Here is a 26,889-nt window from a genome sequence, read left to right as displayed (position 1 = left end):
AAATTGAGGGAGAAAAAATGGGGCTATGGAACAGGGTAAAAACCCATTACTCCGGTTTGATATTCTGATTCATATGAAAGAAATTATCGGGGTCGTATTTTTTCTTTATTTTACGAAGTCTATCAAAATTTACCCCGTAACTTTCTTTAACCCGGGCTTGATCATCTTGCATCATAAAATTGACATATCCGCCGCCTAAGGCATGGGGCTTCATTGCTTCATTATAATCTCGGCTCCATTTGGTAATTCTATCAGCTTCCGCGGGGTCAGGAGAAACCCCCACGATTACTTGTGCCCACCGTGCGCCACGATTTGCCCAAGCGGTATCCTGCTGCGCTGTTTCATGAACTTTTCCATCAATGGGGTACAGGTGCATGGTAGAAAACATCGTCGGCAATTGGGACCCATGTTTTATATGCTCTTGAATGCACTCGTCTGTCAATTCATCAAAGTAGTTACCTTTCCAATACCATTGGTATCCTGGTGGATATAATCCATCGAACATACCATTAAGGACAGGCATAGTAAGTTCGGCTACAAAGTCCAAAATAGGTGGGCCGAACGCACGGATGGGATTGAAAACCTCTGTTGCTTTTTCCATATCCCCTGTGTAACACCAAACTATACCGCAGACTTTTTTCATGTGCAAATGTTCTGGAAAAGGCTCCGAGGGCGGTACGGTTAAAAATGCAAAAAATCCGTAGAGGTCGTTAGAGGCGTTCTTGGTAGTTTTATCATAGAACTTCATAACTTCTTCCGCCTGTTCCAAAGGCCAGAGCATAGGCCCTGCATATACATTCTTTATAGGAATTAAATTAAAGGTAAAAGAAACTACGACCCCAAAATTACCACCACCACCACGCAGCGCCCAAAAAAGGTCGGAGTTTTTTGAAGCGTTGGTTGTAATCAGCTCCCCCGATGCCAAAACAACCTCCGCCTCTAAAAGATTATCGATGGCCAGACCTCCTTTACGGCTTAAATAGCCCAACCCTCCCCCAAGGGTTAGGCCAGCTATACCTGTTGTGCCATTTATACCAACTGGCAAGGCCAGACCGTGCTCGTGAGTGGCCTTATCCAAATCACTCAGCGTATTTCCTGGCTCTACGATTGCTGTTTTTTCGTTTGGATTTATTTTTATTGATTTCATTTCGGAGAGGTCGATGACCAAACCATCGTTTACCAAGGACAATCCTGCCCCATTGTGACCTCCGCTGCGAATAGAAACCTCCAAATTGTTCTCCCGTGCAATATTGACCGCCTGCACTATATCTTCTTTATCCTTGCATTTCAGAATAATTCTCGGTCGCTTGTCTATCATTGCATTATAAATAGCTCTGGCTTCGTCATAACTATTGTCTTGAGGAAGGATTACCTGCCCCCGGGTGTTGTTCCTCAACTCTTCAATCAATTTTTCCATGATGTTTTTATTTTTTGTTCTGCATTTCGGTTACTTTATTAACTATAAAGGTGTTGAGTTCGTTCATTTCTTTCTCTGGGCTGAAGTCGATAATCCTTGCATCCCCATCCACAATAAGAGTATGCCCTGGTGGCATATAAAAAACTTCTCCCGCCAAAACGGTTATGGTCTTTTTATCTGAATTAATGATTCGTATTTTACCTTTTTCCAAATAACCCCAATGAGGCACTTGGCATAAATCATTTTTAAGTCCTTTTAAGATAGGGGTATAATCGGTGCCTGCCTTAGGCTCGTTTATGGCAACTGTCATTCCTCCCCAACCATTGACCATGTTGATAATGTTTCCTTTCGGAAAATCGTCTTTTGAAATATGCGTTTCACCTTTTACCTCATTCGTACGTAGAACTACTTCTTGGGAAGTCATCTTTTGATTGGTCAGAAAAGTAAGGGCGAAAGTCGTAACGATTATCCATAATCTTTTTTTGTTTTTCCTTGATTTCATTTTTTTATGTTTTAGTGATAGACGTTAAATGGAAACCTTGAAGTAGCAATAGTGAAATTGAAAGGGGATTTTCCAATTATTCCATGGCGTAAAACTAAAGGGATATTGAAACCCAAGATGTAAGTTTTGTTCCAAAAGCTGAAACAATTTAGACAAGCAGGATGTAAAACGTATGTTTTTTTGGTTACTTGGATATAGACTTGCCAATCACGGTCGGGAGTATATTAAACCTTTTTCGAAACACCCTGGTAAAATAGGTTGGACTGTTAAAACCTGATTCATAGGCTATTTCTGAAACCGTCTTACCTCCTTTTTTTAAAGCTTTTGCAGCAAGTATCAAACGTAATTCGGACAACAACTTATTGGGAGGAATTCCGACTAGAGAGGATATTTTTCGATAGGCTTGGGTCTTACTCAACCCTAGGTCATTGCTAAGGTCATCACTCTTAAAAGCTGAATTGATTAGATTTTTCAGAAGAACTTCATCCAATTTTTCAATTTCTTTGTAAGATGCCTCGTCCAGAATAGTTACACGTTCAGTATCAATTTTGGAAAATTCTTTGCTTCGGGAAGCAGAAAGTTTTGTTTCCAAATCCATAAATATTCCTTTTTGAAAACCTAGTCTTGACATCACATTTACTCTAGTTTTAGTTTCTTCGAATAAATTTTTACCGTGTTCATCAACTGGTCTTCCTGTCGCTAAAGCTATACTGTATAAAGAGTTTTGGTCAGAAGATTCAAAGTACCTCGATATTTGCTGCGCACAATCTAAGGCATCAATAGCATCAATAAAAGAAGCCATATACTTTTCGCTCGGAACCTTAATTACACTACCATTACAGTTTTTAATAAAATCAATTATTTTGGAGTCTATCAATTTTTGATTTTCCATTAGGTCCAAAAAGTCGACCAATAAAATCGTACGAAAACCACTGTCGATTTCTCCTGTTAGCGTCAAAGCCAAATCCTGCTCATTTTGGCCTCCCTCTCCCATATAGGGAAGAAATTCATGCTCTCGTGATACTTCAATAACATTGCACGCACCAAGTCCATGAGCCTCTTTATGGCTCTCGACACATGATTCTCTATCAGGACTTTCAATCAAGCAAAAAGCTGTTTTGTTGGGAAGGTTCAGATAATATTTCTTGTAAATCAATCCGTGTTTATTTTGCACGGCCACATCTCTCAAGTGAGCTTTGTACATATCGTCTTCAGTAACAGCATCTGAATCGATTTTGTGGAAGTCCATGAATAATGGCATACTTAAGGTGTTTTGATTTTTTTATGTTCTGTAATAATAACTTGACACCGACCAATATACGGATTATATTAAGACAGATTTTCTTGGCAGAAAGTAAGTTCTTTTTGGTTTAGTTTTGAACAAATAACCTTTGTCTTTAATGTAGCAATCGACATAAGATTTATCCAAGATATTATCAGTCCTATAATACAGCCGTTTATTGAATCCGGTTTAGAAAATCTATGGAGTCTTAAAAATTGTTGGAATTATGCGACAATAACCATTTTGATTTATCTGCCTTTTCATATAGCCATGTTGGATTGGATTATTTCCCCTAAATCAATATTTCTTGCGACTCATCTGTTCGAACAAATCCTTATCTAATTGGAGAACTTGGATAAGTCGAATTTACTGCCTCCAAGGTACCTCTACATAACCTTGAGACGTTCTAGATATAAACGCTTCCTTAACTATTGAGATGATAACACTAAGACAATAGTGCGGTGGGTTTGATGCGACAAGGTGAGGAGTAACAAAACTGCACGGAGAGCCGAAAACAAAGGCCAAAAAAGATGCAAAAGTAATTCGGAGGCTAACGTTCGGAAACAAACTTACGAGTACTGAATTGTATTTTATCCGCAAACTATTTTAAACGAAATAATCGAAGCTGAATGATGTCATCCATATATGAGGACATTTGGTATTCCAATCACTGATTTTGGTCATTTTTGAATTCCGGGTTTTTGAATTTCTTTGAAAAAGAAAACTAGTATTTGATATGGAAAGAGTAAAGTTTAGAAGCGATAATAAAACGGAAAAGGAATTTTCGCGAGAGGTCAGGAAACGGGTACGTGTATATTTCAAGGATAATAACATCTCCATTCACGGTAATTACAACATGTACTTGAAAACCTTCGTCATGTTAGGGCTGTACCTGGCACCTTTTATCCTTTTGCTTACGATTCCCATTACACCTTGGGCAGCTTTGGCAATGGTGGTTCTAATGGGAATAGGCGAAGCGGGAATAGGTATGTCTATCATGCACGATGGGGCACATGGAGCTTATTCTTCCAAACCGTGGGTCAATAAAATGGCAGCTTCCACCATGTTTTTGTTGGGCAGCAATACGTTTAATTGGAAGATACAGCACAACATACAGCATCATACTTTCACAAATATGTTTGACTTTGATCCAGACATCTCTACAAAAGCGGTAGTCCGCTTAAGCGATCATTCGACCTTGAAGAAGTATCATCGGTTTCAACACCTGTACAGCTTTTTTCTCTATGGATTTGCAACTTTGATGCGACTGTTCGGCGATATTGGCGTATTGCTAAAACACAACCGGAAGGGAATCACCAAAGATCAAAAATCAAGCCCCGTCCTTGAATTCGTTAAGCTGGCAGCCACTAAGCTCATATACCTTGGGGTCATATTCGGGTTGCCAATGTGGTTGACCGAATTTAGCTTTTGGCAAATATTTCTGGGTTTCGCCATTATGCAAATGACCGCCGGGATAATCATGACCACAGTTTTCCAGATGGCCCATGTGGTCGAGGGCACGTATCAACCCTTACCGGATGAAAATAACATCTTCCATACCGAGTGGTTGGTACATCAATTGCGTGCAACTTCCGATTTTGGCAGAAAAAATGGGCTGTTGAGCTGGTATATCGGCGGTTTGGATTATCAGGTAGAGCACCACATGTTCACGAACATCTGCCATATTCACTATTCCGCTATTGCCCCTATTATAGAGGGTACGGCCAAAGAGTTTGGTTTTACGTATAACCTTAAGCCCAATGTTTTTAGTGCATTGGCTTCTCATTACCGCAGACTCAGGGAATTGGGCAGAGAAAAGAACAATACTAATTTTGAACGGTTATCTATCCAACAAAAATGATTAAGATAGACCAATGTGTGGCGATTTTGATTGATGGCAACAATATTGAGCGAAGTTTACAGAGCCTGATGAACAAGAACGTACTTGCTAACTTTGATACTCTTGTGCCCAGATTGTTGAGCGACCGAGCTCTGAATCGATTGGTTTATTTTCGTGAAGGGAAGGAGATCAGTGCCAAACTGGCTGAAAGACTACATGAAAACTTTCATGGAAGTGTGATTCCTTGCCACAAATCAGCTGATATTCCCCTTACTATCTTCGCCACCCAGATAGCACAAAAGGTGGATACAATTATTATTCTTAGCGGTGATTCCGACTATGTGGAACTGGTCCGTTACCTCAAGTCACGAGGCGTTAGGGTAGAAATAGCTGCCGTAAAGAAAAACGCAGCTGCCGTTCTGATTGATGAGGCCGATCACTTTACTTCCATTACGGAGGAGGATGCCTTTGAATATAGTCCTTCTCTGGTAGTAAAGTAGCCCATATGAGATAGTGTTTTGACGGTCTTGGTTCTATTGTTTCCCGAAGTTGTCAATGGCAGGTTGTCGCCCGCCCGCATGGTATTTTCAGCAAGGCAAAAATCAAGACTTTTGGAGGAGTGCTAAAAAACTTTATAAAATGGAACGTCCCCTTTCCTGAAAACATTGTTATTGATTAAATAGGTTGTTGTACTAAGGTTTGATGAGGGAAAGACCCGTTGCTTATATATAAGAAAATAACACAACATTTAAGACTTTGGACACAGTTGCTCAGTATGATAATAAACTCATATATAATAATTTACGGCGAGCTACTTAATAGTTTCAAGCCTAAGAGATTAATATTCTATTCGGTAAGATATTTACATGCTCAATTGTAGCTAGGGGTATAAGATTATCAAAAAGTAAGCGAGACCTCATGAAAAGGCCTAATTAAGGAACCGAATAGGAAAGAAGTGAGAATTCCAAATAATTGTTCCCATCATGAGAAAGCACAAAAATTGAGAATTAAACTGTTCGTGTATGGTTGCTCGCATTGGATAAGTTTTAACTGGTAAAAGAAAATGAACCAGAGAAAATTAGTTGGGTTTTCCGCGTAACACAGGCCCAAGCAATTATTTAATGACGGCTTAAGTTTGATTCCGCAAAGAATTAATTTTAAAAACCAAATTTCTGGGGTCTTATTTTTTGACTTTTGTAAAAGGAATAATCATTGGCACTTTTTTTTGGTACGTTTCATATTTTTCTCCAATAACTTTTTTCAGGTCTTTTTCCTCCAAATACTTTACCGCTACAAAAATGTAAATAGTAGTTACTAGAGCAAATAGTAAATGTCCAACTGTCATAGTAGGTGTTGCCCAAAAGGCGATTAGAAAACCTAGCATTATGGGATGTCTAACAATTTTATATAAATAGTTGGTTTGAAATTTTGGATTAGCAGTTTGTTTGTTTTTTAGATTATCGAAAATTTGGGCTAATCCAAAAAGCTCAAAATGATTAATCATAAACGTAGAAAGTAAAACAATAATCCAACCTAGAAAAAATATTCCAGTTATAATACTTGAAAGAATTGTGTTTTCGGTTTTCCAAACTATGGTTGTTATTGGTTGCCATTGCCAATAGATTAAAATTAGAGCTAAACTGGATAGTAGAATATAAGTGCTACGTTCCATAGCTTGACTAAAAATAGAATTAAACCATTCTTTAAATTTTGGTCTCGCCATTATACTGTGTTGTAAAGCAAAAACGCTCAATAAAACCAGGTTGATGAATATGGAAGAGTACATTGTAGTTTCTGCACCTGAGTCTATCGATTTTGGAACAATAATATTACCTACAAATCCAATGGCATATAAAAAAGCAATTAGAAAGACAAAATAGGCCACAATTCCATATAATAAGATGATTGATTTTTTCATAATTTATTGTTTTTGGTTTTAACATCCGACTTTAAAGTAATTGGGGTGCCTTTTTTTATAGTTTGATAGACAATACAGCTACGTTTTGCTCCTTCTATTAGTTGGTGCAAGAGCTTTTCAGTGGTGTTTTTAGCAATAATTAATGCATCAATATGCATAGATTGAAACTCAACTGGAACGGATTTATCAAACATTAAAGTTCCTCTGACATCAACTTGGGCCGTTGCGTTTATTTTTGTTTCAATAAGTTCTATTCCCAATTTATTGGAAATCAGTCTAATGGTGCTTTCAAAACAAGATGCCAGCGAAGCGCAAAGTAAATCTCCAGGATTTGGAAAATCGTGGTCGCCCCCAACTGCGTTATGGACCCCGATTTTAAATGGAACCTTCATTTTATTATTTATGGAAACCGATGTTCTAAATGGGTCGTGTAGATTAATTCCAATAACTTCCGCAGAATCAGTAATCCAACCAGATGTGGAATCTTCTAAATATTTTTCCTTAAGAACTAAATGTCTTTCGTGAACAACGGAAGTGTCCTTTTTGGATTTTATATTTTTGGCTGAATACTCCTGATTTGGCATAACATCATTTTTCTAATTTACTAATGATGTAAAGGTTGTATTTATAGTGCCAATCAGGATTTCTTAAAAGCCCAATTAATATTCTTAAAAGTCCAAGCAATATTATAGTTACACTTCTTTTTTGAGTATTCTATATCTATTCGGCGTTACTTTGGCCACCTTTTTAAAAGCTTGAATAAAATGGGAATTATTTTTAAAACCACATTCATAACCTACCTCATTTACGGTCAAATTTGTACCTAACAGTAGTATTTTGGAGTGGTCCAATCGTTTGTTAATCAACCACCTACTTGGGGTTGTGTTAAAGAATTTTTTAAATTCACGCTTAAAAGAGGATAGACTTTTTCCACAAAGTTTTGCAAAATCTGCTATTTTTAAATCGTATTGAAAATTTTCTGTCATTATATTTTCAATAGTTGTTTGACTGTTTTGCATTATTGAATTGAAGAAAAACAGTAATTCCTTATTTTTTGAGTTGAGTACAATATTGTAGAGCAATTCTTTAAACTTAATTTCAACCAGTTCTTTAGGAATGTTATCTCCTTGGTTTAAATAGTGAAATACACTTTTTATTAAAGTTCTGAACGCTTCATTGGTCGTAATCTCAAATATTTGACGATACTCGTTCCGGTGATTCAATTCTCTTTTAAAAGTTGGGTTCTCCGAAATAAACCTATTTATGAAATTATCATTAATGAAAAACAACATTACGCAATACTCACTTTCCAGATATTGCTTTGTAGTATAAACACCTTTTCTAACAAATAGGGTGTCTCCGGCTGTAAGTTTGTGTATTTTTTTTGAAGTAATCCAATCCTTTTTTCCGCTAATGACATACGTAATCAAATGATTTTCAATCCACAATTGATACTCTTCAATATTAAGAGGACATTTATATTCTACGAACAAGAAATCATTTCCAACAAGTTTGTTGAATTTCGGATGATTTTTAAAGTATTCGTATGCATTGATCACTACGTTGATTTCAGTTTTTTAAAATTATGCAGCGGTATTGTATATGGTTAGTTGTACGTTTTAAACACCTTATTTAACAAGTACAAATCAAATAGAAGATCCGCGAGTGCTCCTGATAGCTATCGGGATTCTTGAGTGGGCTACAGTAGCCGTGGCAAACACTCATTTTTTCTCAATATCGGTCGTTAAAGTCTTGATATCATTTATAATTCGAAAAATCTCGTCCTTATCCGTGCCATCATAAATCCCTCTTATTCTTTTTTTCTTATCAATTAGCACAAAATTTGGTGTATGTATAAAATCCTGAAAACTACCATCACCTTGCTCTACAACGGCAAAGTAGCTTTTTCGGGCCAATTCATAAATGTGTTTTTTATTTCCAGTCGTAACGTTCCATTTTGAATCTATCACGCCTTTTTCTGTGGCATATTTGCGTAGTACGAAGACACTGTCAATATCTGGTGTTACTGATAGTGATAAAAACATGATCTCATGATTTTCTAAAAATTCATCTTGAAGTATGGCCATATTATCTGTCATTATAGGACAAATGGTCGGGCAACTTGTAAAAAAGAAATCAGCGACATAAACTTTACCTTTATAATGGTCTTGAGTTACAATTTCTCCGTTTTGATTTATTAACTCAAAATCTGATACTGTATGATTTTTACTGGTATTTCGTAAACTTACATCTACCAATTCAGCATTAAAATCTGAAGGATTATAGATAGGCAGTTTGCCTGATTTGGTATTATTACATGATAATGTGAAACAAAGAATTAAGCCAGTGAAAATTGAGAATGGTTTATTGAAACACATATTAACTGTTTATGTTCTTTTCTAGAAATACTCTTGCTTCTTGTATTTCCGGTCTATCACTAACTACATTTTCAGTTTGTTCAAGTAATATTTCAAAGTACATGGTCGCTTTTTCAATATCACCAATAAGATTGGCCGCTACAGCTGCGCCATAAATACCATTGAACCTATTTGGGCGTCTTTTTAAATTTAATTCATAAGCGGTCAAAGCTTCTTGCGGTTTATTCAAGACCAAAAGCATATCTGCCAAAAGTTCATCGGCAGGTAAGATTTCCCCAGGCGTTACAGGATGTTTTGATGTCTTACTTTCCATTTCTGCCGCAGTGGACATAAGGGTCAAGGCTTCTTCTTCATTACCCCTTTTTAATTGTATCCATGCTTCAATGGTTTTAATTTGGATGTTAACCTGATTTGCTTTATAAGCATCATTTAGGGCTGTCAACTTTTGTTTAGAAGCATATAAAATGTCCAATTCATTTTGGGCAGAGTCTAATTTATTCATATGAATATTTCCCAATGCTTTTGCGAAATGCAATAGCGATGACTGCCATGGAAATTCTACCCATTCTATCTCTAACTTTTGAGGCAACTCAATATTGGCAGCTTCTTCCCAATTTTTGTTTTCAACTGCCAAACGTGCGGGAATCGCAGCGGCTGTGTAGGCAATTTTAAAATTTGGCGGAAATAATTCTTTAAATGTTTTAAGATAGTTGTATTGCTCGTAAGCAAGCTTATTGTTTCCTGTTTGCAGATAGGCGTAAACCAAGTAGCCCATAGCGTGTACTTCCTCATCCCAATGTGCGCCAGGAGCAATACTTTCTGCATAACAAATGGCAGATTCGGCCGACTTTAGGTTTGTGCTAATCGATTCATCCCAAAGCCCTAAACGTGTAAATATATGTGATGGCATATGTTGCGCATGTGCCGAATTTGGTGCAATATCAGCATAGCGCCTGGCCGTGCCCAGGCCCAACTCCGCCAATTCGGGATAATCGTAGGAATGGATAATATAGTGGGCTATACCCGGGTGGTTGGGTTCTTTTTTGAAAAGATTTTCCAGTATTTTACCGGCTTCCCGTTGTTTGGAATATGTCATATCGCTGGGTACGGCGGATGCGCGAAGGGCCAAGGCATAAAAAACGGCAACTTCCGTGTCCTCGTTATTTTCAAGGTACATTTCTTCCATTTTTTTGGCATACCTTGATTTTCTGGTTTGATTATCTACAATTTCCCATTCTTTGTAAAAAGCACCTATTGCATTTAAATACTGTTCAGCTTTTTCAGATTTGGGTAATTTTTCGGCGATTTCCAATAATTTAACCCCTTTTTCTAATACTGATTTTTCAGGTGGTGCCCAAAGCCCATGATAAATACTCATCGCCACACCCCAATAGGCCATCGCGCATTCCGGGTCTTTATCGATGACCTGTACAAAGGCTTTTTCCGCTTCGATATACTCAAATGAATGGAGTAATGATATCCCAAGGTTGAATGTTTCCCTTGTTTCGTAATTACAGGATTCCGAAAAGTTGACCTCTCCGAATTGACCATCCCCACATAACTGGAGGGTACCCCTTATTAAACCCAAAGACGCTAAATCAGGTGCCAGATTGGCATTCTTGCAGGCAGATAAATACAGAAATAAAACGGAGAAGTAAAGAATTACTATTTTTTTTAAATTCATAATTCCAAGGTGTTAAAGCGTGACAAATTCCTATTTTGGGGAACTACTGAATAAAAATTGCAATCTAGGCAAGTTACACTTTACCCAGTCAAAAACTGTGTATATGGCATTAAATAATGTATGTCAATCAAAAATAGACTGGTCAATCTAAGGATATTTTCGGGTATTTGCAGGTATTTGGAAGGCAACATTTGTTCTTTTTGGTCATTTACCTAACCGATTAATATCATCGATCTTCTAATATGGGGATGAGTCAGTAGTAGTCTCAATAGATGGCCGTTTTTTAGGACACTTTGCCAATAGTTTATAACTTCATATTCAAACGTCTCAATTATGGTCTCTTTTAGTAGTCCCTTAATTTGACGTTTTATGGGACTTAGATTCCTTAATCTAATATTGAAGTTAAAGCACCCAATAAATGTGATGCTTTTTCAAAAAATATTCTGTAAAGGGTGAAGAAGTACTAAAATAGACCAATTTGTATCAAATAATACCATGGTTGATTTAAAACCAGTTTTGCGTGCAAATTGCGTGCAAATGAAAAAAGCTTCAAAAGTTAAAAACTCTTGAAGCCCTATAAATATTAGTGGAGAATACCGGAGTCGAACCGGTGACCTCTTGCCTGCCAGGCAAGCGCTCTAGCCAGCTGAGCTAATCCCCCAAAGCGACGGCAAAGGAAAGACATTTTAACAAGGTTTCAAAATTCAACCTTGGCTTACTCTTTTTTAACGCTTAATACCAATACTGGTATCGAAACAAAAAACTCAGCCTTAAGGACAGTGTTTTTCTCCCATAATTTTTTAAAGAACCCACGCTTTTTCCTAAATACACATAATAAATCAGGGTGGTGTTCTTTAAAATGCTCCAAAACACCCAAATACGTGGTGGCATGCTCCGTAATATTCAATTGTTGACTCAAATCCAATAACGCCGTATTTACTTGTAGATCTTCTTCAGAATATCCAGGTCTTTTAACCAACAGCAAACTTATCTCTGATCTAAATTTATCCTTAATTGCTATCAAGGGGTTTAATACCCTATTACGTTTAAGGATTCCAGAACCAAAAGCCGTCATAATACTCTTTATAGGTTTAAACGAGGTACTCTTAGGAACCAACAAGGTTGGTATGTTGGTCTGTTTTACGATTCTACCAGATGTATTTCCTAAATAAAGCTCTTCCTGAATATCATTGCTTCGAGGAGCTATAATAATCAAATCTATCCCCAGTTCTTTATTTATTTCATTGAGGCCATCAACAATATCCCCATTGTATGTTGCTATTTTAATTTCAACATCATTGGTGTTTACAGTGTCAATAATTTCTTTTAAATGTTCTTTGCTGCTTTTGGCCACTTTCTCTTTAACATTGGCCAAGCTACCTGTTCCCGAAGTCACCGAAAAAACGTCCATTACAAATACCTTGGCACCAAAGTTCGCTGCGAAGTCTATTGCATATTGAAGTGTATCTGATGAGTTAGGGGATGTTCCTATAGGTACCAGTATATTATTCATTGTTTGGTGGTTATGATTATACCTTAAATTTACGATTTAATTGAAATGAATCCATGATAAGACATGCAAAGATATCTGAAATTAAAGATATACTGAACATTACCAGGGCCTGTGCCACTAAAATGATCAATAATGATATTTTTCAATGGAATGAACACTACCCTTCTGAAACTGTTTTTTTGAATGACTTAAAACGCAACGAACTTTATGTAAAAGAGCTCCATGGGGAGATTATTGGGGCCATTGTAATTACAACACATATGGATAAAGAATATGTGCCCATAAAATGGCTTGTGCCAAATGGAAATAATATTTATATACATCGAATTTGTGTACACCCAAGCTTCCAAAGTAAAGGATTTGCCCAAGAATTAATGAATTTTGCTGAAGCGTATTCTAAATCAAATGGCTTTATATCAGTCCGTTTAGATACCTTTTCACAAAACAAAAGAAACCAAAAGTTTTATGAGCAACGGGGGTATCAAAAATTAGGGAATATCTTCTTTCCAAAACAAAGTAGCCATCCCTTTCATTGTTATGAATTAGTGCTGTAACTTGCTACGACTTTGAGAACACAAGTCAATTTTAAAACCATAAACCAACTTGCCGTTCCAGCAACCATTTCCGGTATTGCAGAACCCATTCTATCTATTACGGATACCGCTATTGTGGGAAACATTCCTGTTGATGGATTGGAATCCTTGGCCGCAGCAGGAATTGTAGGTTCCTTTTTGTCCATGCTCATTTGGGTGCTCGGTCAAACCCGAAGTTCTATTTCAGCAATAATTTCTCAATATCTAGGCGCAGGAAAATTGGAAGAAGTTAAAAATCTACCAGCCCAAGCTATCTTTTTTAATATCCTTTTAAGCATAGTGCTACTACTATCCACAATTTTCATTGTAGAAGAAATTTTCAGTTTGTTTGAAGCCACAGGAAAAATATTGGAATACTGCATCTCCTACTATTCTATTCGAGTATGGGGCTTCCCTCTTACGCTCTTTACTTTTGCCATTTTCGGAATTTTTAGGGGCTTGCAGAATACGTTTTACCCCATGATCATCGCTATAATCGGTGCTGTACTTAATATCATTTTAGATTTTGTTTTTGTTTATGGTATAGATGGGTACATTCCTGCCATGTATTTAGAAGGTGCCGCATGGGCCAGTCTAATTTCCCAAGCAGTAATGGCAATACTGGTTTTTATCCTATTGCTTAAAAAAACCGAAATCAGTTTAAAATTGGTCTTCCCTTTAAACAAAGAAATCAAGAGACTTGTGATCATGAGTTTAAACTTATTTGTGAGAGCACTGGCACTTAATGCTGCCTTGATTATTGCCGTTCGTGAAGCAACCGCTCTAGGTGACAAGTATATTGGAGCCCATACCATCGCCATCAACCTTTGGTTGTTCGCTGCCTTTTTTATTGATGGATATGGTGCGGCAGGTAACAGTATGGGCGGAAAACTTTTAGGGGCAAAAGACTATAAAGGGCTTTGGAAACTTTCCAAAAAAATCATCACATATGGAATGGTCATCAGTCTTATTTTGATGGCATTCGGGTTCATCTTTTATAGGCCCATAGGGCACATTTTTTCAAATGAGGCTGTTGTTTTAAATACTTTTTACGGAATCTTTTTCATCGTTATTCTAGGATTGCCCATGAACACCCTTGCCTTTGTTTTTGATGGACTTTTTAAAGGATTGGGAGAGATGAAATATTTGAGAAATGTATTGCTGTCCGCCACCTTTTTAGGGTTTATTCCTTCATTATATCTAGGGAAATATCTAGGTTGGGGATTTTATGCCATTTGGATCGCTTTTGTGGTTTGGATGCTAATAAGGGGCCTTGCGCTGGTTTGGAAGTTTCGAAGAAAATTTAAGCCCTTGGTTCAAAACAGTTAATTTAGTGCCATAAAGAAGCTACAATAATGTCTACAGATAGATCTAACGGAAGTCTCTATACAAAAATTGAAAACAGAATCGCAATTGTTGAATTTGGCCATCCCGCCAGTAATTCTTTTGTTTCGGAATTGCTGGAACGCCTTACTAACGAATTCAACAAACTTTCTGGAAATGATGGGGTTTCCCTAATCGTTTTAAAATCTGAAGGAGAACGGGCTTTTTGTGCAGGAGCATCATTTGATGAATTGGTGGCCATCTCAAATCTTAAAGAAGGGAAAGCCTTTTTCAGTGGTTTTGCCAATGTAATCAATGCCATGAGAACTTGCAAAAAGCCAATTGTTGGGCGAGTACAAGGGAAAGCCGTTGGCGGGGGAGTTGGTTTGGCTTCAGCCTGTGATTATGTTTACGCTACTGAGGCAGCTTCCATAAAGCTTTCAGAAATCTCCATTGGTATTGCTCCTTTGGTTATTGCGCCAGCAGTTGAACGTAAAATTGGGACAGCTGGACTTTCCGAACTTTCGTTAGTTCCAACAGAATGGAAAAATGCCTATTGGGCCAAAGAAAAAGGTCTGTTTTCCAAAGTGTATGATTCTATTGCGGAAATGGATAAAGAATTGGAATTTCATGTTCAAAAACTCGCTTCTTATAACTCCGAGGCGCTCTCAGAAATGAAACGCGTGCTGTGGGAAGGCACAGAGCATTGGGGCAAATTGTTGCTAGAAAGGGCAGAAGCTTCAGGTAAACTTTCCTTGTCGCCAAATACTAAAACAGCTTTGGAGAAGTTTAAGAAGTAATATTATGGATATTCTTTCTTTTTTAAATAGTGATATTGTTCTTCCTTTATTGGCATTGTTGGTCATAGTGGTTTATATCATTACCAGGATTCGTAACCAAAGACGGTTTAAAAGGTAACCATGTCCAAAACCAAGTGGCATATGTGGGTACTACTATATTGGTTTTTCTTTTTGTTGGGCGGGTTTTTAATGTATTCCGCATATAATCAATACAATAAAACAGAATTGCTGTTGGAAAAAGGCATCCGCACCACGGCCAAAGTCACACAATTGATTCCTTACCAAAGCGATGATGGCACTACTTATGCCCCCGTTTTTGAATTCAAGGACCGTCAGAAAAATGTCCATTCTTTTGAAAGTACTATTAAATCCCGTCCCGCTGCATACGATATTGGTCAAAATATTAAAATCGTTTATGACGGAAGAAATAAGACCCATGTAAAAACCATCTCTTTTTGGGGACTATACCGTTGGAGTATTATTTTGGGAATGATTGCCTCTCCTTTTCTCATTCTAGGAGGAAGTTATCTGTGGTATACGTACTTTTAATATTTCAAATCACATATAGCTGTATATTTATTCCATGAAGAAGCTACAACTTCCTAAAGGCAAAAAAATTTATTTCGCTAGCGATAATCATTTGGGCGCACCTTCTTTAAAAGAAAGTTTGCCCAGGGAGAAAAAATTTGTGGCTTGGTTAGATTCCATAAAAGAAGATGCCTCCGCTATTTTTTTAATGGGAGATCTCTTTGATTTCTGGTTTGAATACAAAACCGTTGTTCCAAAGGGATTTACGCGAACCTTGGGCAAACTTGCTGAGCTATCCGACATGGGTATTCCAATTACCTATTTTGTAGGCAACCATGATCTATGGATGAACGGGTATTTTGAAGAAGAACTGAATATTCCCGTTTACCATAAACCTCAGCAATATCTTATTAATGATACTTCGTTTTTTTTAGGCCATGGTGATGGTCTGGGACCTTCTGATAAAGGGTTTAAGCGCATGAAAAAAGTATTTACCAACCCTGTTGCCCAATGGTTTTTTAGATGGTTGCACCCAGATTTGGGAGTACGGTTGGCACAACATCTTTCTATAAATAACCGGATTATTTCTGGTGAGGCTGATGCTTCTTTTTTAGGAGAAGATAAGGAATGGTTGATTCTATATGCCAAAAGAAAACTGGAGGAACAGCACTACGATCATTTTGTTTTTGGACATCGCCACCTTCCCATGGAAATAAAACTAAATGACACATCCACTTATACCAATTTAGGGGACTGGATTTCATATTTTACCTACGCCGTATTTGATGGTGAAAAGCTATCTCTTGAGAAACTGGAAGACTAGTCTTTTTCATGTTCCTCAATGTCCTTTTGAAGGTCCAATTTTCTGAACTTTGGGGAAACTATTGCCGTTATTCCAACGGTCAAAAGAGTCATACAACCCCCGAAGACTACTGCGGAAACCGTACCCAAAAGTTTTGCTGCCAATCCACTTTCAAAAGCTCCAAGCTCGTTGGAAGACCCCACAAAAATAGAATTTACCGAAGCAACCCGTCCTCTCATATTATCCGGTGTTTTTAACTGCAATATCGTCTGGCGAATGATCATGGAAACACCATCTACCGCACCACTTAAAAACAAGGCTGCAACAGAAAGCCAAAAAGAGGTGGAAATACCAAAAACGATAATACAAATGCCAAAAGCAAATACCGCCCATAGCAATTTTTTACCTGCATATTTATGCAAAGGAAATCTAGTTGATCCCAACATCGTGATGGACGCTCCCACAGCAGGTGCAGCCCTCAAAATACCAAAGCCTTCTGAACCTACATGTAAAATATCTTGAGCATAAATAGGCAAAAGTGCTACAGCACCCCCAAAGAGTACCGCAATCATATCCAAGGTTAATGCTCCGGAAATGGCGTGACTATTAAAAACAAATTTCAACCCGTCTTTTAAACTTTGTAAAACCGGTTCTCCAATTTTGGGGTTTAAAATGGGTTTTTTCGGAATCTTGAGCAGAAAAAGCAAAGCAAAAAGTGAAAAACCAAAAATCACACACATGGACCAATGGACTCCAATCCAACTGATTGAAAAACCAGCAAGTGCAGGACCTAAAACAGATGCCATTTGCCAAGTGGAACTACTCCATGTGGCAGCATTTGGGTATATTTTCTTGGGAACAATCAATGCAATCAATGAAAATATGGTAGGGCCCAAAAAGGCACGAACCAAACCTCCCAGAAAGACCAAAAAGTAAATGATATATAAAATTCCCTTTGGAGATAGGACTGCTTCCATTGATGGATCACTGACAAAAAATAGGCCCAGACTAATAACAGAAAACCCAAGAATGCATTTGATCAGTAAATTTCTTTTTTCTTTCTGGTCAACAATATGCCCCGCAAAAAGTGCCATTAATACTGCGGGAATAACCTCCATTAAACCAATAATTCCAAGAGACAAAGGATCTTTGGTCAAGGAGTATACCTGCCATTCAATAACGATAAATTGCATGGACCAAGCAAAGACCATGGCAAAACGGACTATCAGAAAGATATTGAATTCTTTATAACGTAAGGCTGCGTAGGGATCCATATGGTACTAGCGAATATCTCTAAGTTTTAGCTGAAGACTTACATTTCCGTTCCACTCATTTTCATCCAAAGAAAAAACCGCATCAAATGAATTTTTGTTTTTGACACTTTCCAATTTGCCTCCCAAATTAAAACCAATGGCCCCAATAGGCGTAGAATCCTTTTGAAAAGCGGTTAGTTTTAGATGTTTTTCTCCACCCCCAACACCCTTGGCATATCCGGTATCCTGGATTTTTTCAGACATAAAAACTGGAGTCATATTACTTGGGCCAAAGGGTGCAAACTGTTTTAAAATTCGCATGAGCTTGTCATTTATTTGATGTAATTCTATTATGGCATCTACCTTAAGTTCAGGTTCCAATAAGTTTGGGTCAATGGTTTCAGAAACAACCTTTTCAAACTGGTTCTTAAAGGCTTCATACTGCTCTTCCAATAACGTCAATCCCGCAGCATATTTATGTCCGCCAAACTGTTCCAAACAATCAGAACATCCTTCCAAAGCGTTGTATACATCAAATCCTTTTACAGATCTAGCTGAAGCTGCCAACTTATCTCCGCTTTTAGTAAAAACCAATGTTGGGCGATAGTAGGTTTCTGTAAGCCTGGATGCAACGATTCCGATAACTCCTTTATGCCAATTTTCATCATACACAACGGATGTGAATCTATCTTCCTCTTTGTTTTTTTGTATCTGTTGAAGCGCCTCTTCTGTAATCTCTTTATCAAGGTTTCTTCTGTCTGAATTAAACTGCTCAATTTCTGCTGCGAATTCAGAGGCAATTGTCAAATCTGTTTCTACCAAAAGGTCCACTGCATGTTGACCATGTTTCATTCTTCCGGCTGCATTTATTCGAGGAGCAATTATAAAAACAACATCTGTAATGGTAAGTTCCTTCTTTTTTATTTGATCAATAATGGCTTTAAATCCAATTCTTGGGTTTGTATTAATGACTTGCAGTCCAAAATAGGCAAGTACTCTATTTTCCCCATCGATTGGAACAATATCCGCTCCAATGGCAGTGGCTACCAAATCCAAATAAGGAATAAGATCATCTATGCCTTCGCCTTTTTTTAATGCTAATGCTTGAATAAGCTTAAAACCCACCCCACAACCACAAAGTTCTTTATAGGGATATTCACAATCTGGCCGTTTTGGGTCCAATATAGCTACTGCTTCAGGCATTTCTTCACCTGGTCTGTGATGATCACAAACAATAAAATCAATACCTTTTTGCTTCGCGTATTTTACTTGTTGAATTGCTTTTACACCGCAATCCAATGCTATAATCAAGGTAAAATCATTGTCAGAAGCAAAATCAATTCCTTGTAGAGAGACACCATATCCTTCCGCATAACGATCCGGAATATAGGTAGCAACATTGGGGTACTCTTCCAAAAGATAAGAGGATAATAACGCTACCGCTGTGGTGCCATCCACATCATAATCCCCGTAAACCAAAATATTTTCATGGTTGGCTATAGCCAATTCTATTCGTTCCACGGCTTTATCCATATCTTTCATTAAAAAAGGATCATGCAAATGGGAAAGCTGTGGTCGGAAAAAATCTTTTGCCTCTTGGTACGTAGTTATTCCACGTTGCAAAAGCAATTGTGCCACCAAACTATCTATCTTAAGTTCTTTTGAAAGTCGGTCAATGTCTTTTGGGGTAGGTTTTGGTTTTATGGTCCATCTCATGGGCTAAGTTCAAGTTCAAAAATTAAGTTCAAATTCAAGGGGTTTTGTTTTTGATAACGGTAGAGATAATCTTGACCAGTTGTTCAATTTCATCCAAAAGTTGGTGCTGAGTTTGTTCCGGACCGTAGTTGATTTTATTCAAGATTCTTAAGTTCACTCTTGATTCTTTCAACTCTTTTAAAACCAATGATGCTTTAAAACGATAGTCTCTATTTGTATTGGTTCCTTGGACTTCTCCAAAGTTCAACGCTGCACTTCCTCCAGAGCGAAGCAATTGATTGCCATAATATTGTCCAGTGAAATCCGAAGGCAACCCTTTGCAAAATAAAGCGATGCTTGCCGCCAATTCAACAAATCTATCCTCTAAATCAAATTTTTTATTGCTCATATTTTCTATGAATTGATTCTGAGGCTGAAACTGATATTAAATGTAAGTCAATTTCTTATACTTATACCCGTATTTTGAACTTGAGCTTATTTTTTTGAACTTGTTTTACTTATGATGAAAAATCGTTTTGATTTCCAATTTTGCAAATCTTCTAAACATTTCCATTACCCCACAATATTTTTCAATAGAAAGGTCAACTGCTTTTTTAAGCTTGGCCTCGTGTAAGTTTGATCCGTGAAAATGATATTCAATGGTCACCGTATCATAGTATTTTGGATGCTCATCCGTTAGATTGGCTATGGTTTCAATGCTAAAATCATCTACTTCCAATTTCATTTTTTTAATGAGCGAAGCAACATCCAGTCCAGAGCAACCAGCAAGAGAAGAAAGCATAAGTGCTTTGGGGCGAAATCCTTCTCCTTTACCACCATCATCTGGCCCTGCATCAATTTTAAAATGTAGTCCTGAAGGGTTGTTGCTTTCAAAGGCCATTTCGCCTAGCCATTTGGTGGTGATATGATTTGTCATGATGTCAAATTTTTGTTTCTTGTAGCCTTCAAAAATACAATTTAAAACCGCACTTATGGCATTAGTAAATCCGCTTGACCCAAATCATGATCCAGAGACAAAAGAGCTTGCAGCATTCTTTAACGAGACGCTTGGGTTTTGCCCAAACTCGGTATTGACCATGCAGCATAGGCCAGCAATTTCAAAAGCCTTTATTAACCTTAACAAAGCGGTAATGGCCAATGAGGGCAGGGTGACTTCGGCACTAAAACGGATGATTGCCTGGGTGAGCAGTAATGCCACCGGATGCCGGTATTGCCAAGCACATGCCATAAGAGCTGCGGAACGTTACGGTGCGGAACAAGAGCAGTTGGACAATATTTGGGAGTACCGAACACATCCTGCCTTTTCGGATGCTGAGCGTGCTGCCCTAGATTTCTCTCTGGTTGCCTCCCAAGTTCCAAATGGGGTGGATGCCGAAATCAAGGCTCGCCTACATGAGCATTGGAATGAAGGCGAAATTGTGGAAATGCTAGGGGTAATTTCTTTGTTTGGATACCTGAACCGTTGGAACGATTCTATGGGCACTTCTATTGAGGAAGGGGCTGTAGAAAGCGGGGAACAATATCTTGGCAAGCATGGTTGGGAAGAAGGAAAACATGATGGGAGTAGATACTGATATCAGAAATCAGATGTCTGACAGTGAGATTTCTTGATTTACATCAACATTTATTGATGGGGTATAACTGAACTTTGTTCCAATCAAAAAACGAACAGTTATGGCAAGCTTGCTCATCTCTTCTGAAAATCAAATTCAACGTCTAAATGGAATCTTGAACCATGTAAAAACAATTCAAGGGCTGGATATTTCCCAATTAATCGCTACACCAAATTCAAAGTCTTGGAATGTGGTGGAAGTAATAGCCCATTTGAACATCGCTTATGGAATGTACATGCCAAAACTGGACGAAGCCTTTACCAAATTACCCACCGTTGACTCTGTCCCTGTAGAATTCAAAGCTAGGGCATGGCAAAAACTGGTTATTGCTGGCCAACGACCAAAAAATGGCGTGCGGAAATGGAAAATGAAGACCCTTAAGCGTTTTGAGCCATTATTGAGCAATAAAGACCTAAATAGGGAGAAAATTAATATTGTTTTCGCTGAGTTTTTTACACTCCACGATCATTTAAAACAATCTATCCTAAAAAGCAGAAGTAAGGATGTCGCCAAAATAAAGATTACCTCGGCCATTGGCCCGATTGTCAATTTCTATTTGCCAGAGGCTTTTGAATTTTTGCTCTGCCATATAGAACGGCATATGGTTCAGATAGATGAGGTTTTGGGGTAATGGGATTACTTTAAACCTCACTTCGGGTAATGTAGTCCTAATTTTGTTGAAGGAGCAGTTGAGACCTTAATGGATTATAGCCATTGTTAGACAACGTTTTTTATCAGTTCGAGTCCAGAAAAATATTTCGATTTTTCCCAATAGCCGAAACCGATAATCCAGATATAACTAATTCAGCTGCACTATTATGATTATCCGAAAATCCAGTTAAATGATGCCACGGATTCTCTTGCGCAGCAGTTATTTTATAATATTGCTTTTTATCTATTTCAATTACTTTCACTAAAACTTGCCAATCCTGATAGTCATCTTTATTCGTAAATAACAGCTCAGCATGAGATGTAAATACCCAAACAGGTTCGTGGTCAATCAATTCGAGTGTTTTAATTAATTCACACATCATTTCAGGCATTTTTTTCCATTGCGATGGCCATTCTTTTGGGTTGTAAAAGTCAAGTAAAGTTCTCTTTTGTTGTCCAGATATTGACTTTAATTCCATTCAGATTGAGTTTCTCAAATGTTGTCTAATGTTAAGCTAAAAATCTTTTTAATGATTATTTAGCAACCGATAAGTGAAGTTCGAAGATTCTATTCTTTAAATCTGGGCTAAATTGATGGATGGTTCTTTTGGATTGAAGGGTGGGGTTTTGGGCAAGAGGTCTTTAGTATAAGCCTGAAGTCTCGCCCTTCAATCTTGCTCGGCATAGCTTTTTAGGGAGACAACACTACCAAAATACTTGTGATTCCGCGTGTGCGGGAGCAGCTTGATTGGATTTTTCCGATGGATTTAATTTACAATTAAAAGGGAAGGCAAAATTATATACGTTGTTAGATTTAGTTATTTGATAATTTGATTTGCTGGTAATGGTCTACAGAACAGCTATCAATATACTTTTCCATTCCTTTTGGGATATGGGCTTCATTCCAATTTTGCCCTGCAAATCTTATTAAATCGTCTTCCTTGTTCCAACAAGAAATCATAATGAACTCCTTCGGATTCCACTTTGTTGGTTTGCCGATTTCCAACGATATCAGACCACTATAATTTTCAACGACTGGAACGGAAATTTCCTTGAATTTCAATTCAAATTCCTCATGAAGCTCTTCTGGGATTACTGCTTTAAATATTCTAATTATCATTCCTTTAATATCAAAACTAACAATTATGGTATGGCTTCGCTTTAATGGACTATGTCATCCAATAAGTGAAGTTCGGAAATTTTAAAGAAAAATCCAGACTAAATTGATGGCAGGGTCTTTTTAGATTAGAGGGTGGGGTTTTAAGTCAGTGGTCAGTGGTCAGTAAATAAGAATTAATTTTTGCGGAACGGTCTTTAGTATCACCCTTTAACCTTGCTCGGCAGAGGTTTTTTAGGGAGATAACAGTGCCAAATATATCAGGTTGTGCTGGATTGCAGTTATGGGTTGGTATTTGATCCTTATCATTTTTATACGGTGTTCCCTACAGTTTTTATCCCAAAATTTCTTTTTTTATCAATTCAAATTCTGCTTCTTGCTTGTTTGTGTTAAATCCTGCTCTTAACGTTTGTAAAGATGGGTGTCCCTTTAATATTTTCAATGCTGATGGTTTAAATTCTTTTCCAACAAAAGCAATTAGTTCCTTTAAGTTTTTTGCCTTGGCAACACCATCGATATTTCTTAATTTTTTTAAATGGACGATCTCTAATTCTGTTAAATTGTCAAGGCTTTCTAAAGAAGGAAACTTTACTAAAGAGTTAAAGCAATGTACTTTCAATTTTTCCATTTTTTTTAGATGAGAAATAAATTCAGCGGTGGTGTTTTTATAATCCTTAATAAAGAACCCGTCCTTTAATCGAGGTAGATCATATAAGCCAGAAAAATCTGCTATTTTATCACTTGCACCTAATCTGATTCCCTCTAGATTTATTAAAGGCCTCAAAAAGTCAAGGTTATCGCATTTTAAACGAAGAAGGGTTATTTTTTTTAAAGATGTGAAATTCGCAATTTCCTCTATATCCTTTACGTGAAATATTTCAAATTCTTCCAGCTGTTTTAATTCGGTCAAAGGCTTTAAACGGACTCTTGCAGACCGAAAAGGGTATAAAAGTCTTAAAACTCTAAGTTTTTTTAAATTAGAGATCGGACTCAAATCTTTTAATTTATAATAATTGGATATGTACAGGTCTTGAATATCCGGTAAATTCTCTAAAAAAGATAGATTTTCAAATTCTCCGATTTTAAGATTACTTATAGCGAATCGTATTGTTGGACTGTGTGTAACTATTATTCTATTTATTTCTTTCCAAAGCTTTGTTGTTTGCTCGGTTTTAAAGGAAATATAAATAATATTATTCTTGGCTACTAAATCTTCAATTTTATTTAAATCTGAAGCGTTCAATTTATTATTGACACTTACGGAAAGACGGGTTTCTTCATCAAATTTATGTTTTTCAATTTCCCAATTTTCATCCATTATTTTCAACTTATAGGTAACTACTAAGGATATGTATTCGTTTCAATGGTTTATATCCGGCGATACGTGAAGTTCGAAGATTCTATTCTTTAAATCTGGGCTAAATTGATGAATGGTTCTTTTGAATTGGAGGATGGGGTTTTGGATCAGTGGTCAGTAGTCAGTAGTCAGTAGTCAGTAGTCAGTAGTCAGTAAATAAGAATTAATTTTTGCGGAACGGTCTTTAGTATCACCCTTTAACCTTGCTCGGCAGAGGTTTTTAGGGAGACAACAGTGCCAAATATATATCAGGTTATGTCTTTTAGATTGCACTTATCGCTGAGTATATTATGTGCGGTTTTTTGTGTTGCATCTGTGGAATAAAACTATAATTTCATGTAGATTGTCGGCAACTTTTTATTCTATTTTGATTAGAATCTATCATTATTCCACCATTTATCGAAGGTTTTTGGGCAAATTTTTCGCATAGACTCTTCATCCTCCCGAGACCATTTGAATTCAATTTCATCCCTATTCAATGCATCACCATAATCGTATTTGTCTTCTTCCTTATAAAAATCCTTTTTGAACTTTTCTTCAAAAACTTCTCTATATACATAGCCCAATCCCCCAAATGTTGGTTCATCTCCTTCAGAAATTAAATCAAATTCATCACAAATACTGTCAGGGTTCTCTAAAGCGCTATAATACACTGCTTTCCCCCTAGAAATAAGCCAATCCCGAAAATAATCAAACCAGTCATCACTGCAGCCCCCCAAAAGAATGTAAGGCACCAGCCACAAGTCTCCATTATATGATTTTGATGAAAGTTTGTAGTAATGGTACAGGAAACCAAAAAGTTCCTGTTCAGATAATTTCTTTAATTCAAGTTTCAATGATCGTGCTTGAGAATCTATGTCCTTACCCTCTTTTCTCGAGTTTGAAATAATTGTCCAAAATAAATTTTCAGTCATTAATTCTTCTGCAATTATTTTCTCCATCAATTTATATTTAATTGTTGCAAATGATTATGATATGGCTTCATTTTAATGAGCTATATCATCCGAATGGAAGTTGGCTGAATTAACGTTTAAAATCAAGATGGAATTGATGGATGGCCCTTTTGGATTGAAGGATGGGGTTTTAGGGAGACAACACTGCCAAATATATCAGGTTATGCCTTTTAGATTGCACTTATCTAAAAAGGATATGAATCCGTTTTAATGATTTTTATCCGTAGATAAATGAAGTTCGGGAAATTTAGCTTAAGATTCAAGAGTTAATTGACGAATGCAAATTGTGGATTGAAGGGTCGAGTTTTAGGTCAGTGGTCAGAAATCTGATGTCTGAAAAAGCATAATCACTTTGTTTAAAGACCTCTATTTTAATCCTAAACCATATTCTTATTTTTAAGGAAAATTCGCTGCTTGTATGAATGATGAAACTTTCCTTCGCCTAAAGGCCTTTTTTCCTCAGATTACCCTAAATGAACAAGAAGAAGGTCATTTTAAGTCACTGTGGTCTGTAAAGACTTTTAACCAGTATGACCTGATTACCGAAGCTGGGAATGTTGAGCGCTATTTCTATTTTGTACTGGAGGGCGTACAGGCCATTTATATTTTGAATGAAAAGGGCGAGAAAGTGGTTCTTGGGTTTTCGTATTCGGGCAGTCCTTCTGGAGCATTTGATTCATTTATTAAAAAAACACCTTCAGATACTTTCCTAGAAGCATTGAAGCCTTCAAAAATGTTGGCCATTTCTTTCAAGGACTATCAAGGTTTGTTTGAAAAATATCCAGATTTCTATGTGTGGGGACATCAGTTTTTTCAACAAATCTTGTTTGGTAGATTACAAAGGGAGGTTGAAATATTGACCCTCTCTGCCGAGCAACGCTATACCACCTTTATGCAACGCTGTCCTGAGGAGCTAAAAATAATTCCACAAAAATATTTGGCTTCTTACCTTAACATGAAACCCGAAACGTTCAGTAGGTTACGATCTAGTATTTCGTATTAATTGTTTAATTGTTGCGAAATATATTCTTTAAGCTTGGGCACAACTTCCTCTTCAAACCAAGGGTTTTTACTTAACCAAAATCGATTTCTGGGTGAAGGGTGTGGTATTACAAAATATTCAGGAGCGTAGTTCATGTAATTCCTAACCGTTTCGGTCAAATTCTTTTCCATTTTGTTGCCCAAATAATGACGTTGGGAGTATTGGCCAATCAAAATTGTCAATTTAAGGTTAGGCATTTTACTCAGCAGTGGTTTATGCCACAGGGGAGCGCATTCTGTTCTTGGGGGTAAATCACCCGTTTTTCCTTTTCCTGGATAACAGAATCCCATGGGCATTTGAGCTATTTTGGTCTCATCGTAAAATTCTTCGTCCGTTACCCCCATCCATTTGCGAAGCTGTTTGCCGCTAGGGTCATCCCAAGGTATTCCTGTTTTATGCACTTTGGTGCCCGGTGCATGGCCAATGATTAAGATTCGCGCATCTGGGTGTCCTGCAACGATGGGTCTTGGGCCCAAAGGAAGGTGTGCTTTGCATACTTCACACTTTCGAATATCGGAGAGTAGTTCTTTCATGCTTGTTAAATGTATAAAAAAGCTAAGAGAGTAGTTTTAGTTACCTAGCTTAGCTTTTGTTGAAATAGTTTTGCGATTCATAATAAACACCAAAG

General features: G+C 37.3%; 28 protein-coding genes and 1 tRNA gene. 10 read left to right on the top strand and 19 right to left on the bottom strand.

Going from position 1 to position 26,889, the window contains the following annotated elements:
• Window positions 1-46 precede the first annotated feature (46 nt).
• The 3 genes from FVB32_RS05920 to FVB32_RS05910 all read right to left on the bottom strand — a co-directional run bounded on the left by FVB32_RS05920 (window position 47) and on the right by FVB32_RS05910 (window position 3,180).
• Window positions 47-1,417, bottom strand: coding sequence for an FAD-binding oxidoreductase (locus tag FVB32_RS05920; protein ID WP_147742128.1), 1,371 nt, complete (start codon window positions 1,415-1,417; stop codon window positions 47-49).
• Between the two features lie 7 nt (window positions 1,418-1,424).
• Entirely contained in the window at window positions 1,425-1,919 is a 495-nt protein-coding gene (locus FVB32_RS05915) for a cupin domain-containing protein (RefSeq protein ID WP_147742126.1), read from the bottom strand.
• Window positions 1,920-2,103: 184 nt separating this feature from the next.
• On the bottom strand, window positions 2,104-3,180 hold the full coding sequence (locus FVB32_RS05910) for a helix-turn-helix domain-containing protein (protein ID WP_147742125.1): 1,077 nt from the start codon (window positions 3,178-3,180) through the stop codon (window positions 2,104-2,106).
• 757 nt (window positions 3,181-3,937) lie between these two features.
• On the opposite strand from FVB32_RS05910, the gene FVB32_RS05905 reads away from it, so the two are divergent.
• Together FVB32_RS05905 and FVB32_RS05900 are read left to right on the top strand one after the other, a co-directional pair.
• Window positions 3,938-5,062, top strand: coding sequence for a fatty acid desaturase family protein (locus FVB32_RS05905; RefSeq protein ID WP_147742123.1), 1,125 nt, complete (start codon window positions 3,938-3,940; stop codon window positions 5,060-5,062).
• Window positions 5,059-5,541: an NYN domain-containing protein gene (locus FVB32_RS05900; protein ID WP_147742121.1), complete on the top strand. Its 483-nt coding sequence runs from the start codon at window positions 5,059-5,061 to the stop codon at window positions 5,539-5,541. The genes FVB32_RS05905 and FVB32_RS05900 overlap by 4 nt, the downstream gene beginning before the upstream one ends.
• A gap of 680 nt (window positions 5,542-6,221) precedes the next feature.
• On the opposite strand, the gene mddA is transcribed toward FVB32_RS05900, so the two are convergent.
• From mddA to FVB32_RS05865, 7 genes are all read right to left on the bottom strand, one after another.
• Window positions 6,222-6,959 carry a methanethiol S-methyltransferase gene (mddA, locus tag FVB32_RS05895; RefSeq protein WP_147742119.1) on the bottom strand — a complete coding sequence of 246 codons (738 nt, stop codon included), beginning with the start codon at window positions 6,957-6,959 and terminating at the stop codon, window positions 6,222-6,224.
• Window positions 6,956-7,543, bottom strand: coding sequence for an OsmC family protein (locus FVB32_RS05890; protein WP_147742117.1), 588 nt, complete (start codon window positions 7,541-7,543; stop codon window positions 6,956-6,958). The genes mddA and FVB32_RS05890 overlap by 4 nt, the downstream gene beginning before the upstream one ends.
• A gap of 108 nt (window positions 7,544-7,651) precedes the next feature.
• The gene (locus FVB32_RS05885; RefSeq protein WP_147742115.1) at window positions 7,652-8,518 is read right to left on the bottom strand and encodes an AraC family transcriptional regulator; all 867 of its coding nucleotides are present in this window, start codon (window positions 8,516-8,518) and stop codon (window positions 7,652-7,654) included.
• Between the two features lie 162 nt (window positions 8,519-8,680).
• The gene (locus FVB32_RS05880) at window positions 8,681-9,337 is read right to left on the bottom strand and encodes an SCO family protein (protein WP_147742113.1); all 657 of its coding nucleotides are present in this window, start codon (window positions 9,335-9,337) and stop codon (window positions 8,681-8,683) included.
• A gap of 1 nt (window position 9,338) precedes the next feature.
• Complete coding sequence (locus tag FVB32_RS05875) at window positions 9,339-11,021, bottom strand: hypothetical protein (protein WP_147742111.1); 1,683 nt, start codon at window positions 11,019-11,021, stop codon at window positions 9,339-9,341.
• Window positions 11,022-11,608: 587 nt separating this feature from the next.
• Window positions 11,609-11,682 (bottom strand) — tRNA-Ala (locus tag FVB32_RS05870).
• A 54-nt stretch (window positions 11,683-11,736) separates the two neighbouring features.
• Window positions 11,737-12,534 (bottom strand): universal stress protein, encoded by a 798-nt coding sequence (locus FVB32_RS05865; protein ID WP_147742109.1) that lies wholly within the window; start codon window positions 12,532-12,534, stop codon window positions 11,737-11,739.
• Between the two features lie 53 nt (window positions 12,535-12,587).
• Here FVB32_RS05865 and FVB32_RS05860 point away from each other — a divergent pair, with 53 nt between their 5' ends.
• The 5 genes from FVB32_RS05860 to FVB32_RS05840 all read left to right on the top strand — a co-directional run bounded on the left by FVB32_RS05860 (window position 12,588) and on the right by FVB32_RS05840 (window position 16,580).
• Window positions 12,588-13,088: a GNAT family N-acetyltransferase gene (locus FVB32_RS05860; RefSeq protein ID WP_147742107.1), complete on the top strand. Its 501-nt coding sequence runs from the start codon at window positions 12,588-12,590 to the stop codon at window positions 13,086-13,088.
• A 12-nt stretch (window positions 13,089-13,100) separates the two neighbouring features.
• Window positions 13,101-14,435, top strand: coding sequence for an MATE family efflux transporter (locus tag FVB32_RS05855; RefSeq protein WP_147742105.1), 1,335 nt, complete (start codon window positions 13,101-13,103; stop codon window positions 14,433-14,435).
• Window positions 14,436-14,461: 26 nt separating this feature from the next.
• Window positions 14,462-15,229: an enoyl-CoA hydratase/isomerase family protein gene (locus FVB32_RS05850; protein ID WP_147742103.1), complete on the top strand. Its 768-nt coding sequence runs from the start codon at window positions 14,462-14,464 to the stop codon at window positions 15,227-15,229.
• 120 nt (window positions 15,230-15,349) lie between these two features.
• Window positions 15,350-15,778 carry a DUF3592 domain-containing protein gene (locus FVB32_RS05845; protein WP_147742101.1) on the top strand — a complete coding sequence of 143 codons (429 nt, stop codon included), beginning with the start codon at window positions 15,350-15,352 and terminating at the stop codon, window positions 15,776-15,778.
• A gap of 34 nt (window positions 15,779-15,812) precedes the next feature.
• Window positions 15,813-16,580, top strand: a complete 768-nt coding sequence (locus FVB32_RS05840) for a UDP-2,3-diacylglucosamine diphosphatase (RefSeq protein ID WP_147742099.1) — start codon at window positions 15,813-15,815, stop codon at window positions 16,578-16,580.
• On the opposite strand, the gene FVB32_RS05835 is transcribed toward FVB32_RS05840, so the two are convergent.
• From FVB32_RS05835 to FVB32_RS05820, 4 genes are all read right to left on the bottom strand, one after another.
• A complete protein-coding gene (locus FVB32_RS05835; RefSeq protein WP_147742097.1) occupies window positions 16,577-17,833 on the bottom strand; it encodes an MFS transporter in 1,257 nt (418 codons plus the stop codon). The genes FVB32_RS05840 and FVB32_RS05835 overlap by 4 nt on opposite strands.
• Before the next feature lie 6 nt (window positions 17,834-17,839).
• Window positions 17,840-19,528 (bottom strand): single-stranded-DNA-specific exonuclease RecJ, encoded by a 1,689-nt coding sequence (gene recJ, locus FVB32_RS05830; RefSeq protein WP_147742095.1) that lies wholly within the window; start codon window positions 19,526-19,528, stop codon window positions 17,840-17,842.
• Window positions 19,529-19,562: 34 nt separating this feature from the next.
• Window positions 19,563-19,916, bottom strand: a complete 354-nt coding sequence (locus FVB32_RS05825) for a four helix bundle protein (RefSeq protein ID WP_147742093.1) — start codon at window positions 19,914-19,916, stop codon at window positions 19,563-19,565.
• A 105-nt stretch (window positions 19,917-20,021) separates the two neighbouring features.
• Window positions 20,022-20,444 carry an OsmC family protein gene (locus FVB32_RS05820; RefSeq protein WP_147742091.1) on the bottom strand — a complete coding sequence of 141 codons (423 nt, stop codon included), beginning with the start codon at window positions 20,442-20,444 and terminating at the stop codon, window positions 20,022-20,024.
• Window positions 20,445-20,499: 55 nt separating this feature from the next.
• Between FVB32_RS05820 and FVB32_RS05815 the strand changes: the two genes are divergently transcribed.
• Together FVB32_RS05815 and FVB32_RS05810 are read left to right on the top strand one after the other, a co-directional pair.
• Window positions 20,500-21,102 (top strand): carboxymuconolactone decarboxylase family protein, encoded by a 603-nt coding sequence (locus FVB32_RS05815; RefSeq protein ID WP_147742089.1) that lies wholly within the window; start codon window positions 20,500-20,502, stop codon window positions 21,100-21,102.
• Window positions 21,103-21,202: 100 nt separating this feature from the next.
• On the top strand, window positions 21,203-21,772 hold the full coding sequence (locus FVB32_RS05810) for a hypothetical protein (RefSeq protein WP_147742087.1): 570 nt from the start codon (window positions 21,203-21,205) through the stop codon (window positions 21,770-21,772).
• A 103-nt stretch (window positions 21,773-21,875) separates the two neighbouring features.
• Here the strand turns inward: FVB32_RS05810 and FVB32_RS05805 are convergent, their stop codons facing one another.
• The 4 genes from FVB32_RS05805 to FVB32_RS05790 all read right to left on the bottom strand — a co-directional run bounded on the left by FVB32_RS05805 (window position 21,876) and on the right by FVB32_RS05790 (window position 25,207).
• The gene (locus tag FVB32_RS05805; protein WP_147742085.1) at window positions 21,876-22,271 is read right to left on the bottom strand and encodes a hypothetical protein; all 396 of its coding nucleotides are present in this window, start codon (window positions 22,269-22,271) and stop codon (window positions 21,876-21,878) included.
• 335 nt (window positions 22,272-22,606) lie between these two features.
• Window positions 22,607-22,912, bottom strand: a complete 306-nt coding sequence (locus FVB32_RS05800) for an antibiotic biosynthesis monooxygenase family protein (RefSeq protein WP_147742083.1) — start codon at window positions 22,910-22,912, stop codon at window positions 22,607-22,609.
• A gap of 331 nt (window positions 22,913-23,243) precedes the next feature.
• Window positions 23,244-24,227 carry a hypothetical protein gene (locus FVB32_RS05795; RefSeq protein WP_147742081.1) on the bottom strand — a complete coding sequence of 328 codons (984 nt, stop codon included), beginning with the start codon at window positions 24,225-24,227 and terminating at the stop codon, window positions 23,244-23,246.
• Between the two features lie 410 nt (window positions 24,228-24,637).
• Complete coding sequence (locus tag FVB32_RS05790; protein WP_147742079.1) at window positions 24,638-25,207, bottom strand: DUF4240 domain-containing protein; 570 nt, start codon at window positions 25,205-25,207, stop codon at window positions 24,638-24,640.
• 430 nt (window positions 25,208-25,637) lie between these two features.
• Here FVB32_RS05790 and FVB32_RS05785 point away from each other — a divergent pair, with 430 nt between their 5' ends.
• Complete coding sequence (locus FVB32_RS05785; RefSeq protein ID WP_147742077.1) at window positions 25,638-26,222, top strand: Crp/Fnr family transcriptional regulator; 585 nt, start codon at window positions 25,638-25,640, stop codon at window positions 26,220-26,222.
• Here the strand turns inward: FVB32_RS05785 and FVB32_RS05780 are convergent.
• Window positions 26,219-26,794, bottom strand: a complete 576-nt coding sequence (locus FVB32_RS05780) for a uracil-DNA glycosylase family protein (RefSeq protein ID WP_147742075.1) — start codon at window positions 26,792-26,794, stop codon at window positions 26,219-26,221. The genes FVB32_RS05785 and FVB32_RS05780 overlap by 4 nt on opposite strands.
• Window positions 26,795-26,889: the final 95 nt, after the last annotated feature.

The sequence above is a fragment of the Flagellimonas hymeniacidonis genome, assembly GCF_008040165.1.
GTDB classification, from domain to species: Bacteria; Bacteroidota; Bacteroidia; order Flavobacteriales; family Flavobacteriaceae; genus Flagellimonas; species Flagellimonas hymeniacidonis.
The sequence above is the reverse complement of the archived record's forward strand: the minus strand, read 5'-3'. Positions and strand labels throughout refer to the sequence as shown.